The organism is Citrobacter sp. Marseille-Q6884 (assembly GCF_945906775.1).
GTDB lineage: Bacteria > Pseudomonadota > Gammaproteobacteria > Enterobacterales > Enterobacteriaceae > Citrobacter.
Genome location: NZ_CAMDRE010000002.1, coordinates 1,229,495 through 1,243,592 on the forward strand (window position 1 = coordinate 1,229,495; position 14,098 = coordinate 1,243,592).

Consider the following 14,098-nt stretch of genomic DNA (forward strand, 5'->3'; position numbering starts at 1 on the left):
TTCATTGCTCCGCAACTCGCCAACCCTTCTTATTCTGTAACCTGACAATAATACATATTCATTTATTTTATAATTCTATATAACTCACTCGAATTTAAAATACATACCCAGTGAATATCACTTTATTTCTGCAAATAATTAAACTTTTTGATTTATTGTGCATCATACAAAATAACCTCATAACACATGTTGTTACATGGTTTATTGGTTTCCAATATTTATTTAAGTTATTTATTTTCTGGGTGAATTAATAACGCTTTTCATTTTTTCGGGAAGGGAGGCATTTTTATGAATAAAAAAGGGGCAATACTGGCTGCATGGCTGATGTTTCCGGTATCCGGCAACCTGGTCGCTGCTGAAACTCAGGTTGTCGTGTCAGAACAGAACGGGACATCGCCACCGATCATAAGCTGGAGCGAACTTGAAAAACGCCGCCCACCGGACAGTTTTCATATGGTTTATGCGGAAGATAAACCTGTATGCAAAACCATCCTGGATGCGCTTAATGAGGAGGGCTATGACCGGCATTACTTTAATTCATCTCCGGAGATTTACCATCCGTTACCTGAACTTCTGTTGCAAACACGTCTGAATATGCCACGCAGGTTGTTGGGAACGCATCTTTTTCGTACCGAGGAGTATGAAATTCCATGGGTGGATGAGAAAGGGAGACCGCAGAAGGATTACTGGTATCGATTTATTGGGCAGGGCTATGATACTTTGGCACTCGCCACTGATATCAATGAAAGTTACTATGCAAATCATACGGAACCCTATACGGATTTTATCGATTTCAGACGTACCTTTTTTTCAACAGACAGATTAGTCTGGTCTAAAAGAAAACTGGCATGGATACCAGAATTCGATTTTTTTGCTGAATATTACGTAAATTACAAAAAATGGAATGGAAGTTTTAAGGCCTGGGAAATTTATGGAGGAACAGAGGAGGGTAAATATTCAGATGGATACTGGTATCCTATTAAAGCTGGCGATGATATATTTGATGAGATCATAAAAATTAATAGTGATTATTATCTATTATCAACACCAGCCTATCCATTGCAAAATGAGGCTATAGGTATTGTGGTTTCTGCTTTCAATTATATGCATAGCTTTCAGACCTGGGCTTATGGGAAAAATGAGGCTCGTGCTATTTGTTTAATTGAATCAAACTTTCTTTTGCAAGGTGTGAAATTATGATTTTCATAAAATATATATGTCGGCATAAAGTAAAATCTGTAATTTTTTTGTTGTTATTGTATGTTATTGCACAAGTATCAATGAGAATAATAAACGAGAGAATAAGTAACAATGTCTTGTTTAAGAAAGCTTGTGATAATGTTATTGATAAGTTTGTTTCTGATAATACGCGGCAAATTGAAATGATGTCCAGGAAAATGAATATTGGAGTTCCTGGTGCGTTTTATATTAAGACTGTAGATTATTACAATAGAGGGTTGAGGGAAAAATATACAAATAATAATTATCTCACTCTATTGACTTATTCTTCTGTAGATGAATTCAATAAGTTCAACCCTGATAGTTGTTTTGCGGAAAAAACTGATAATATCGCCAGGTGTTATAATGAAATGGACCCACCTTTTGATGAGGGACAATATATCTGCGTTTATTTTAATTATAAAATTAGATATAAGGATGAAAAAGGAAAAATAAAAATTCTTGATGAATATGCTGACGGGGATACGAACAAGAAGAACGTTCAAAACCTTATCTCATATGCAAAGGATTCTGCGGCAGTATTGAAATTGGAACGAGATTATGTGCAAGGAAAAAAAGTAAGTGAATGGAAAATAATTGAGTGGATTGATAGATCTATGTACAACGATAGAGACTGAAAGATTGATTAATACAATAAATTAATAATTAATGGAATACATCATGACAGATGCCAAGAATATTTTAAATAACTTATCACCAACCTTTACTGATCTCATTAATCTTTATCTATGAGGAACAATGTGTTGTTACATGATTTATTGATTTCCAATATTCATTAAAGTTATTTATTTCCAGGGTTAATTAATAACGCTTTTCAGATTATCGGGAAGGGAGGCATTTATTATGAATAAAAAAGGGGTAATACTGGCGGCATGGCTGATGTTTCCGGTATCCGGCAACCTGGTCGCTGCTGAAACTCAGGTTGCCGTGTCAGAGGAGAACAGGACATCGCCACCGACCATAAGCTGGAGCGAGCTTGAAAAGCGCCGCCCGCCGGACAGTTTTCATATGGTTTATGCGGAAGATAAACCTGTATGCAAAATCATCCTGGATGCGCTTAATGAGGAGGGCTATGACCGGCGTTACTTTAATTCATCTCCGGAGATTTACCATCCGTTACCTGAACTTCTGTTGCAAACTCGTCTGAATATGCCACGCAGGTTGTTGGGAACGCATCTTTTTCGTACCGAGGAGTATGAAATTCCATGGGTGGATGAGAAAGGGAAACCGCAGAAGGATTACTGGTATCGATTTATTGGGCAAGGCTATGATACTTTGATACTTGCTACTGATATCGAAGATGGTTATTTTACAAAGTACACAGAATCCTATACGGATTTTATCCAGTTCAGGCGCTCTTTCTTTTCTGAAAATTTGAAGGTCTGGTCTAAACGAAAATCAGCCTGGATTTATGAATTTGAAAGTTTTCAGGATAAAACTAAGTGGTATGAGATATTTAAATTTTTGAATTTTCAGGCTGAAAATGGAGATGAGCAAAAATATTCTCAACAATACTGGAGTGACATTAGTGAAAATGAATCTGTTTTTGAAGAATTAGTTAATCTGGATAACCAATATTATCTATTGATGACGCGTTCTTATCCGGAGCAAGGAAGTAGACTGGCTATTGTTGCTTATGTATTTAATCATATGCATACATATATGACATGGGCTTATGGGAATAATGAAGCTCGTGCTATCTGTCTCATTGAATCCAGATTTGTTTTACAGGGAGAGTAATCTTGCATTATTTTAACCACATTTTGAGAAATAAAGTTAAATCTTTTATTTTAATATTTTTTATATGTGTATTATGTTATGTTTTATATTTAAAAACGCTTGACAATATAGAAAGTAATCGCTTATTTAAAGGTGTTTGTGATAATGTCGTGACTGAATTTGTTTCTAATAATAAACTGCAAAATCAAATATCCTATTCTAAATTAGCAATTAGTTTTCCTGGCAGTTTTTATATAAAATCTAATGAATATCAAGGTGATAATGCTAAGTTAAGGGAGAGATATATATCTGGGAGTTATCTTGCAATTCTTCCTTATTCGTCGGTTGATGAGTTTAACGCTGTCAATCCGAATAGTTGCTCAGCAATTAAGGCGACTAATGTGAATGAATGCTATCAATTTGGTGAAACATATTCACCTTATGACGATTATATCTGTGCGTACCTTAAATTTAAAATAAGGTATTTCGACCAAAATGGGAACGTTAAGATTCTTGACGAGTATGCTTCAGATAACTCCTGGAAGAAAAAAATAAAAGGCGATAATGATAAATTAATTGCGTTTCCTAAAGATACCGTTGCTATATTGAAGTTGAATAATAAACGACATTATACAAAAAAAGGTGAAGCAAAAGACTGGCGAATAGATGAGTGGCAAAGTAGAGTTAACCGCGTTGACGGTGATTAAAATACAATATGATAGTTATTATATCAATCTATAAGGAATAGTTTAATAATGCCAAGTTCTGATGATTTTAATAATATGCCAAATACCGAGCTTAACACTTCCCATAGTTTTACGGAGTTAATTAATCTTTATCTATGGGGGAAAGCAGAAGGTATGCCTGATAAACTCAATGAATCAATTCCTCATTTACGTAAGCGTGATGAATTGACAATTGATGTAGATATTAATCTATTTATGGAAGAATGTAGCCCTTTTATTAGCGTATACAATTTTCTATGGCTGGACCTTTTCTTCAAAGATAAAACAGCGAGTGATTACACACTAGATGAAGCAGCAAGGGGTGAGGAGGTTGAAAACTTGGTGGATATCCATTCTTTATCTGCTGAGTTGCACCGTCTCAATCCTAATGTAAAACCTGAGGATGGTTATACTAAAGCAGAAATCATTAATGCTATGAATTACATGTCAATTAGCAAAAAACTTTCCGATACAGTTTATCAATTTTTTTCTCATGGAGAGGGTGAATCGAAAGAAGATTATCAAAATAGAAGCTTTATTTGGGCATCAACTATGTTTATGATTCCAGGTTTCTATCTTGAACCGGACCCAAAAGATGTAAACATGGATTACGGAGATTTTAATAAAAAATACAATATTGACAGAATAAGAATAAACTCTGCTTTAGAAAAAGGAAATATGGATCTAGTCAGTGATATCCCTAGGTTTTGTATTTATCCTGATGGTTCCCGAGAAGTGAAGAATTTCTCTATAATTCCGAAAATTAATAAGGATGGGGCAGATGAAGATTTTGATTTTAAAGGCGGTGCTATTTCTGACTATACAAATTTTGCAACTGAAAAGGTCATTGATCCTAATGGAATTGGTAAGAAATTAAATTTTAACTTCATTGGCGTATACCCTACTACTACTCTGACTTATGATGCCTATAACAATGCCAAAGTTATCTCTCCATCATATGTTAGTTCATCATTTAAAGGCCCATTTACTTTACAAAGTATGGTTGACAGACTTTGGGAGTCCGGCGTTATTAAATTTCTTGATGAGTTTGGTCGACCTATAATTTATGGAAGTGATGCTGGTGATGATATCTCTGAGACCACCACCATTACTGGTGTTGATATTTCCAAGGGCAAATTTAAATTCCATATAGAAGGCCCTTGGTATGATTTTGCTATGAATTTCGCATCTGAATTTCCTTGGGTAGATATTAATAACCACCTTTCCAAACATGTCAGCAACGGAATTTATTACATTGCCGGTGATGGTGACGACAAAGTAACAGCAACAAAATACAATGATTATCTGAGTGGTGGAAATGGGGACGATCTACTTAATGGCGTTGGCGGCACCGATACTATAATTGGTGGCCTGGGTAACGATACCATATATGGTGGCCTTGACGATGATGCTCTCTATGGTGGTGATGGTGCAGATATTCTTAACGGCGGCAAGGGAAGCGACATAATCTCTGGTGGTGCCGGAAATGATACGCTGTATGGTGGAGATCTGCTTGAAAAATACGATGGTGCGGCTGACACGCTATATGGTGGCATAGGGTTTAATAACTTTTTCGTGGATCCGCATGACACCATTGTGCTCAGTTCGGGGATGGATATCTTCGGAAGTGTGTATCTGACGGATAGCAATGGAAATGAGACTCTCCTTAACGAGGCATATGCTGAAAAGACGTCGGAAAGTGATAACGGTAAGACAGTTTATCGAAGCTCCGGTGGCGATGAATATATTTTCGAGGGGAATAATCTGATTATCAATGGTGGCCTTAAAATCGTCGATTTTAAAACATGGGCTGAAACGACCGTCGATTCTGACGGAAACGTGACTTACAGTGCATTAGGGATTTTACTTAAAGAAATTAATAAAAAAGAACCGGAAAAGGACAACGGCAATTCCGGTAATTCCGGTCGTATTCATCTTCCGGATTTCATCCCTCCTCTGATCCCCAAAGCAGACCCCGTTATTATCGATCTGAACGGTAACGGTATCGAAACGCTCGCCGGGAAAGGCGTATTTTTTGACCACGGTGGTGACGGCGGCCGGGAACGCAGCGGCTGGGTGGCGGCAACGGACGGTTTACTGGTAAGGGATCTGGATGGTGATGGCCGGATCACCAGCGGTCAGGAACTGTTTGGTAACAGTACGGGACTTAAAGACGGCAGCATCGCAAGCAATGGCTTCCAGGCGCTTAACGATCTGGACAATAACCTGGATGGGCTCCTGGACAATAATGACAGTGCCTGGTCATCGCTGCAGATATGGCAGGATCTTAACAGCAATGGTGTGACGGACGCCGGTGAACTCCACAGCCTGGCGCAGGCGGGTATTACGGCAATCGATATCCGCTATGCCACGTCGTCCTGGACTGACAGTAACGGTCAGGAGCACCGGCAGAACGCAGAAGTGCAGTGGAGTGATGGCCATAAGACGATCAGCACCGACGTCTGGTTTGACGTGGATCTTGATGAAAGGGATCAGGGGTATGACACTTCCATCACGGAGGAGGTGCTGAGATTGCCGGAGGCGCGGGGTTTTGGCAACCTGCCGGATCTGCGTCAGGCGATGCTGCGCGATACGGAACTGCAGGCGCTGGTGAACCGTTATCTGGCGGAGGCCGATGCCGGTAAAAAGGCAGCCCTGCTGGATCAGGTTATCTATCAGTGGGCCGGTGCCGGGGATATCCCGGCAACGGTGGATTTTACCGTCTCCCGGCAACAGGTCGCGGTTCTGGAGAAGCTCACAGCGCAGAGTATTACGGGCCTGGTACGGCGGGATTCAGGTCCGGTACTGCTGGCGGAATATGAAAAATTTAAGTCCTTTACCGGAGCACAGCTGCTGGCGCAGACGACATTTTATGAAGAAATGAAAAATGTGGTTCTGTCTGGTTACAGTTCCGGCCCGAAAGATTTAACCCTCAGCTACCGGAATACCACGGAGCTCTATTCCCGTCTCTACCAGAGCGGGGATTATGCGCATTTACAGGAAGTCAGCCAGCTGTTAATTAACCTGTGTGTTTATTCGGATACAAACCGGCAACGACTGGCTGAATTACATTATTATGCCAGTCTGCGTTATCCCGGCATGGCGGAATATCTGTCTCATGATCCCGAATTCAGCGTTACGGCGGAGACGATCAGAAAAAAACAAAATAATTTTTTCTGGGGCGGCGAGGGTAACCAGACAATAGAGGCAACTACCGGAAATAATATTATTTATGGCGGTAAGGGTAATGACGCTCTGTGGGGGGGAAAGGGAGATGACACCTATATTTTTAATGTCGGTGACGGGCGCGATACTATTTATGATTCCGGTGGGAATATGGGTTATGTGTATCATCCCAGAGGTGCATCAGAGGAACAACTTCTTGAATGGGCTGTCCAGTCAGGAAAAGACCAGATTGTATTTGGTGAGGGTATTACTCCCGATCAATTAACGCTGACCCGCATTGATAATCATCTGACTATTAATTTTAAAAACAGCAATGACGGGATTTTTATCTGGTACTATTTTACACGCAGTGAGTATCATGTTGAAAATTTTATATTTTCTGACGGAACCGTATGGGATCTCGCGGATATCATGGCGCGGACAGTGGGTTCTGATGCCGGAAGCATGATGGATGCGGATGTTGCCGGTGATGAGATCCACGCAGGCGGCGGGGATGACACGCTCAACGGTAATATTGGCAATGATATGCTGTACGGTGATGAAGGTGATGACGAACTGTATGGTGATGAAGGGGATGATATTCTCTCCGGCGGAAAAGGTGAAGACTGGCTGAACGGCGGGGCAGGTAATAATACCTATTTGTTTAATATCGGTGACGGTCAGGATTATATTTACGCGGAATCGTATGATGAGCCTGGTCATGACACGCTGCGTTTCGGTGCTGATATTACTGCGGAGGCGGTGCATCTCACCAGACATAATAAAAATTTGGTGATTGCGGTTGGCGATGGTACCGACAACATTACCATCAGAGATTATTTTTCTGAGACAGCGCCTTTTTTGCAGCAGATTATTTTTGCCGATGGCACGGTCTGGGATACCGCAGCCATTATCGACCACATTCCCGTAGACAAAGAGCTGGAACTGACTGCCAGCGAAGAGGGTGGCGGGCTTGAGGGCGGGAACAGTAACGACACCCTGACGGGGCTTTCCGGTGACGACGACCTCTACGGGAATGACGGCGATGATACGCTGACCGGTGGTGCAGGTCAGGACGACCTGAACGGGGGCGATGGCAGCGATACCTATATTTTTAACGCCGGGGATGGTCAGGACAGTATCTTCGATTTCACTGGTTCAGACAGTCCGGCGCATAATATTGTGCTGATGGGTGAAGGGCTGTGGGCGGAGGATGCGCTGGTCGGGCGTGAGGGTAACCATCTGATTATTCAGTTTCGCGGCAGTGAAGACAGCCTGAAAATTTATAACTTCTTCGCCAGCAACAATCGCCCCGTGGATCAGATACGCTTTGCTGATGGAACTTGCTGGGACATTGCAACAGTGCATGAACTGGCCCTGATTGGTAGAGATGATGCGCAGCAAATGTTTGCGGAAGAAGGCGGCAGTGAAATCCATGCTGGCGGCGGCAACGATACGCTGGAAGGTGGCTCAGGTAATGACAGTCTGTACGGTGATGATGGCGATGATGCTCTGGATGGTAGCTACGGCGATGACATTCTGTCAGGCGGTTCCGGCAATGACAAACTAGATGGAAGCTCAGGAAACGATACCTATCTGTTCAACGCCGGAGACGGTCAGGATGTCATTAGTGAGTATGGCTACAGTGACGAACTAAATACACTGCGCTTCGGCGAAGGATTGTTGGCAGAAAACGCCCTGTTGAAACTTAATGGTAAGGATTTGGTGATCCTCTTTAAGGGCAGTGGCGACAGTGTGACGATCAAAGACAACTTCTCTTCCTACGAGATGAAAGTGAAAGAGATCATTTTTGCCGATGGTACTGTCTTGGATGCGGAGGCAGTAGGTAAGCTGCTATTTGCCAATGCCGGTAGCGACGAGGCGCAGACCATAGAAGCCGTTTCCACGGGGAGTGAAATCCACGCCGCCGGCGGTGATGACACGCTGAAAGGTAATTTGGGAAATGACATTCTGTATGGCGATGATGGTAATGACACGCTGATCGGCGGGCTTGGCAACGATGTTCTTTCTGGTGGTACAGGTAATGACAAACTGGAAGGGGAAAGTGGCAGCGATACCTATCTGTTTAACGCTGGTGATGGTCAGGATGAGATAGACAATCTGGGTTATAACGTTTATGACGCCGATACGCTGCGTTTTGGTGAAGGCTTACAGGCTGCAAATGCCATTGTCCAGCGCAGCGGCAATAATCTGCTCATTCGTTTTGAGGGAGGTACAGACACCGTAACGATAAAAAATTACTTCTATTCGCAGTCATATCAAATAGACGAAATTATTTTTTTCGATGGCACTCGCTGGGATAATACCGAAATGGAAACGCGTTTACTTGCCAACCAGGTCACCGAGAACGGGGAAACTATTCAGGCATTTGCCAGCGGGAGTGAAATTCATGCCGCGGGAGGAAACGATACTCTTCTGGGTAATTCGGGAAGCGATCGCCTCTACGGTGATGATGGCAACGACACCTTGATGGGTAATAAAGGTAATGACACTCTGGCAGGCGGCACCGGTAATGACAGACTGGACGGTGGCGGCGGCAGCGATATTTACCTGTTTAATGCGGGTGATGGTCAGGATGTCATTCTCGAAGATCGCTACGATACCGCATCAGATATTTTGCGTTTTGGTGAAGGGTTGCTGGCTGAAAATGCCATTATTGAGCCAGTGGGAAATAATCTGGTTATTCGTTTTAAAGGTAGTGATGACAGCGTAACAATTAATAATTATTTCTCCAGTGAAATTTACAAAATTGAAGAGATAATTTTTGCTGATGGTACATGCTGGAATATTGCAGAAATAGAAAAACGATTATTTCTTAATATCGGTACTGACGATGCACAGAAAATACAGGCGCGCGAGACGGGCAGTGAAATTCACGCTGCTGGTGGCGATGACAGGCTCAATGGTGCAGCGGGTAGCGATGCATTATACGGCGATGAGGGAAATGATTCCCTTAATGGTGCAGGCGGTGACGATACGCTGTATGGCGGTAACGGTGCCGATGTCTTGTCGGGTTCGACAGGAGACGATCTGCTGGCTGGCGAAGAGGGCAACGATAAACTGAATGGCGATGATGGGCGCGATACGTTGTATGGCGACGCGGGTGATGATGTGCTTTCTGGCGGCGCAGGGAATGACTGGCTGAGCGGTGCCGCCGGTAACGACAGCCTGGACGGTGGGAATGATAACGATCAGTTGGCAGGCGGCGCGGGCAATGACACCCTGAAAGGCTATACCGGTAGCGACACATACATGTTCAATGCCGGAGATGGTCAGGACATCATTACCGAAGGTTACAGCGACAAGGGGGATGTCGATACGCTGCGGTTTGGTGAGGGGGTGCTGGCAACTGACGTGGTAATGCAGCGTAGCGGAAACGATCTGCTGATCAATTTCACAGGCAATACCGACAGAGTGACGGTGGCCGATTACTTCAGCGCCGCAAAATATCAGGTTGAGCATATCGCCTTTGCCGACGGCACCGACTGGCTGGTGGCTGATGTCCTGAACCATATTGAAGATGGTATCCCGCTGCCGGTTGCAGCTCTGGCTGATGCTCCCGTTTCTCTGCAACGGGTACGGGAACAAATGGTAGCCTTTATGGCGTGCGATGCGGGCGAAGAAGACAGTAGCATGGCAATGATGCCGACGCTCAGTTCATCGAAAACGACGGTTAATTCAGTGGTTAACTTCTAAAATAAACGCTCCCGCCCGGCGTGGGTGGGAGAGTTTTAGCAATTCCGGGTGGAGATTTTGGGGGCAAATTTGGGGGCAAAAAAAAGAAAAAGGGGCAAAAAAGGGGCATTAAAAAGGCCTTTTATGTCCGATAGTGGCTTTTGCTAGAACCCTCTAAGTAATTGAAAACCACAAAAAACATAATGTTTACAAGAATGTATTAAAAAAGTTACCATACCCCCCTATAGTATCTGGAGGGCGTATGCCGCATTCACCTGAAGACAAAAAACGCATTCTGACTCGTGTTCGCCGTATTCGCGGTCAGGTAGATGCGCTAGAGCGCGCGCTGGAGTCTGGGGAACCTTGTCTGGCGATCCTGCAACAAATTGCCGCTGTTCGCGGTGCATCCAATGGCCTGATGGGCGAAATGGTTGAAATCCACCTGAAAGATGAACTGGTCAGTGGGGAGACAACGCCTGATCAGCGTGCCGTGCGTATGGCGGAAATCGGCCATCTTCTTCGTGCTTATCTAAAATAACACCATCACCTCGCAATAATGGGAAGAGACATATGAAATCACGTGCAGCAGTTGCATTCGGCCCCGGCCAACCGTTAAAAATCGTTGAAATCGACGTCGCACCGCCAAAAAAGGGGGAAGTACTGGTAAAAATCACCCATACCGGTGTGTGCCATACTGACGCATTTACGCTCTCTGGCGACGATCCAGAAGGTGTATTTCCGGCAGTGCTGGGTCATGAAGGCGGCGGCATCGTGGTGGAAGTGGGAGAAGGCGTCACCAGCCTGAAACCCGGCGATCATGTGATCCCGCTGTACACCGCAGAATGTGGCGAGTGTAAGTTCTGTAAGTCCGGTAAAACCAATCTGTGTCAGGCGGTACGTGCCACTCAGGGTAAGGGGCTGATGCCGGATGGTACGACGCGTTTCTCTTATAACGGCGAACCCATTTATCACTATATGGGGACCAGCACCTTCAGTGAATATACCGTTTGCGCGGAGATCTCGCTGGCGAAGGTAAACCCGCAGGCCCCGCTGGACAAAGTGTGCCTGCTGGGTTGTGGCGTCACGACCGGGATCGGCGCGGTACACAACACCGCGAAGGTAAAAGAAGGTGACACCGTGGCCGTGTTTGGTCTGGGCGGGATTGGCCTGGCGGTGATTCAGGGTGCGGTACAGGCGAAAGCCGGTCGCATTTTAGCGGTCGATACGAACCCGGAGAAATTCAAGCTGGCGGGAGAAATGGGGGCGACCGATTTCATCAACCCTAATGATTACGATAAACCCGTTCAGGATGTGATTGTCGAGCTCACCGACGGTGGCGTGGACTTTAGCTTTGAATGTATCGGTAATGTGAATGTGATGCGTGCCGCGCTGGAATGCTGTCATAAAGGCTGGGGTGAAAGCATCATTATTGGGGTTGCGGGTGCCGGACAAGAGATCAAAACACGTCCGTTCCAGTTGGTTACCGGCCGCGTCTGGCGTGGCTCTGCGTTTGGTGGCGTCAAAGGGCGCACACAGCTTCCGGGAATGGTAGAAGAAGCGATGAGCGGGAAAATTCAGCTGGATCCGTTTATCACGCATCGTTTACCGCTGGAGCAGATTAACGAGGCATTTGATTTAATGCATGAAGGGAAATCTATCCGTACCGTTATCCACTTTGGGGATAACTGATTCATCCGCCAGCGGAATTCTCCGCTGGCACTTGCCTGAATTTTTTAGAATTATGTTGTGAAAGTGTGACGAATGCTGCGCTTTTCGCGGTAAGCAAACGACACCGATTGCCGATGACTATCTAACGGGCGTGTTTTCACGCATAACCCCTACAAGAGAGTCGACGGTCATGGACAACACAACATCGATGCAAACCCGGCGTTCGCTGGGTTTTCTGCATCAAATCCGACTGGTTCCGCTGTTTTCCTCCATTCTCGGTGGCATCCTTTTGCTGTTTGCCTTAAGTTCAGGGCTGGCGAGTTATTTTCTCATGCAGGCCGATCGCGATCTGCGCGATGTGACTGATGAGATTCAGGTCAGAATGGGGTTATCCAACAGCTCCAACCACTTACGTACTGCGCGTATTAATATGATCCATGCAGGTGCGGCGAGCCGTATTGCTGAAATGGACGATATGAAGCTCAATATCGCTGAGGCGGAAAAACGTATCGGGCAATCGCAGGAGGGTTTCAACGCGTATATGTCACGATCGGTAAAAACGCCTGCTGATGAAGCGTTAGACGCTGAACTCAATAGCAGCTTTAAGGCCTATATCGACGGTTTGCAGCCCATGCTGAAGTACGCCAAAAACGGGATGTTTGAGGCGATTATCAACCATGAAAATGAACAGGCGAGACCGCTCGATACCGCATATAACAAGGTTCTGCTGAAAGCGATAGAGATTCGTACACAAAGGGCTAACCAGCTAAGTGAGCAGGCACATTATCGTACCCAGCTCGGTATGGCCTTTATGCTGGGGGCATTCATCCTCGCTCTGGTGCTGACGCTGATGACATTTATGGTTCTGCGACGCACCGTGATCCGTCCTCTGTTACGTGCGGCTCAACGCATTGAACAAATCTCAGCGGGTGATTTGACCATGGAGAATGAACCTACCGGACGTAGCGAGATTGGCCGTCTGAGTCGCCATCTCCAGACGATGCAGCATTCACTGGGGCAAACGGTAGGAACCGTACGGCAGGGAGCGGAAGAGATTTATCGTGGTACCAGCGAAATCTCCGCGGGTAATGCCGATCTGTCGTCGCGCACTGAAGAGCAGGCTGCCGCGATTGAACAGACGGCGGCCAGCATGGAAGAGCTGACGGCAACCGTCAAACAGAACGCCGATAACGCGCATCACGCAAGCAAGCTGGCGGAGGATGCCTCCGGGAAAGCCAGCCGTGGCGGGCAGATGGTGTCCGGGGTTGTGAAAACGATGGGCAATATCTCGACAAGTTCGCAGAAGATTTCGGAAATTACCGCCGTCATTAACAGCATTGCCTTCCAGACCAACATTCTGGCACTGAATGCGGCAGTCGAAGCCGCGCGGGCGGGAGAACAGGGCCGCGGATTCGCTGTTGTCGCCAGTGAAGTGCGTACACTGGCAAGTCGCAGCGCCCAGGCAGCTAAAGAGATTGAAGGATTGATCAGCGAATCCGTGCGATTGATTGAACAGGGCTCTGGCGAGGTTGTCGCGGCGGGAAACACCATGACGGATATTGTCGATGCGGTTAAACGCGTGACGGACATTATGCTGGAGATCGCAGCGGCCTCGGATGAACAGAGCCGTGGCATTGTCCAGGTGAGTCAGGCGATTTCAGAGATGGATAAAGTCACACAGCAAAACGCCTCGCTGGTGGAAGAAGCGTCTGCCGCAGCGACATCTCTGGAAGAACAAGCTGCGCGATTAACGGAAGCGGTAGGCACGTTCCGTTTACAGGGAGGCAGTGTGATTAAACGTGTGCCGAATGCCACCAACACTGACTGGTCAGCGCCGAAAGCCGCGACCACCAGCGGCGATAACTGGGAAACGTTTTAACGATAAA

Annotated in this window: 8 protein-coding genes; all 8 read left to right on the plus strand. The window is 45.4% G+C overall.

What is annotated here, in order from left to right:
* The first annotated feature begins 288 nt into the window (after nucleotides 1–288).
* Complete coding sequence (locus N7268_RS21135) at nucleotides 289–1,200, plus strand: hypothetical protein (RefSeq protein WP_260864337.1); 912 nt, start codon at nucleotides 289–291, stop codon at nucleotides 1,198–1,200.
* Nucleotides 1,197–1,856, plus strand: coding sequence for a hypothetical protein (locus tag N7268_RS21140; RefSeq protein ID WP_260864338.1), 660 nt, complete (start codon nucleotides 1,197–1,199; stop codon nucleotides 1,854–1,856). Before N7268_RS21135 ends, N7268_RS21140 begins: the two co-directional genes overlap by 4 nt.
* Before the next feature lie 226 nt (nucleotides 1,857–2,082).
* Nucleotides 2,083–2,979, plus strand: a complete 897-nt coding sequence (locus N7268_RS21145) for a hypothetical protein (RefSeq protein WP_260864339.1) — start codon at nucleotides 2,083–2,085, stop codon at nucleotides 2,977–2,979.
* A 2-nt stretch (nucleotides 2,980–2,981) separates the two neighbouring features.
* Nucleotides 2,982–3,665 (plus strand): hypothetical protein, encoded by a 684-nt coding sequence (locus tag N7268_RS21150; protein WP_260864340.1) that lies wholly within the window; start codon nucleotides 2,982–2,984, stop codon nucleotides 3,663–3,665.
* A gap of 48 nt (nucleotides 3,666–3,713) precedes the next feature.
* A complete protein-coding gene (locus N7268_RS21155) occupies nucleotides 3,714–10,565 on the plus strand; it encodes a calcium-binding protein (RefSeq protein ID WP_260864341.1) in 6,852 nt (2,283 codons plus the stop codon).
* A 241-nt stretch (nucleotides 10,566–10,806) separates the two neighbouring features.
* Nucleotides 10,807–11,082: a metal/formaldehyde-sensitive transcriptional repressor gene (locus N7268_RS21160; protein WP_003833178.1), complete on the plus strand. Its 276-nt coding sequence runs from the start codon at nucleotides 10,807–10,809 to the stop codon at nucleotides 11,080–11,082.
* Between the two features lie 32 nt (nucleotides 11,083–11,114).
* On the plus strand, nucleotides 11,115–12,233 hold the full coding sequence (locus N7268_RS21165; RefSeq protein ID WP_260864342.1) for an S-(hydroxymethyl)glutathione dehydrogenase/class III alcohol dehydrogenase: 1,119 nt from the start codon (nucleotides 11,115–11,117) through the stop codon (nucleotides 12,231–12,233).
* 169 nt (nucleotides 12,234–12,402) lie between these two features.
* The gene (locus N7268_RS21170) at nucleotides 12,403–14,091 is read left to right on the plus strand and encodes a methyl-accepting chemotaxis protein (RefSeq protein ID WP_260864343.1); all 1,689 of its coding nucleotides are present in this window, start codon (nucleotides 12,403–12,405) and stop codon (nucleotides 14,089–14,091) included.
* Nucleotides 14,092–14,098 lie beyond the last annotated feature (7 nt).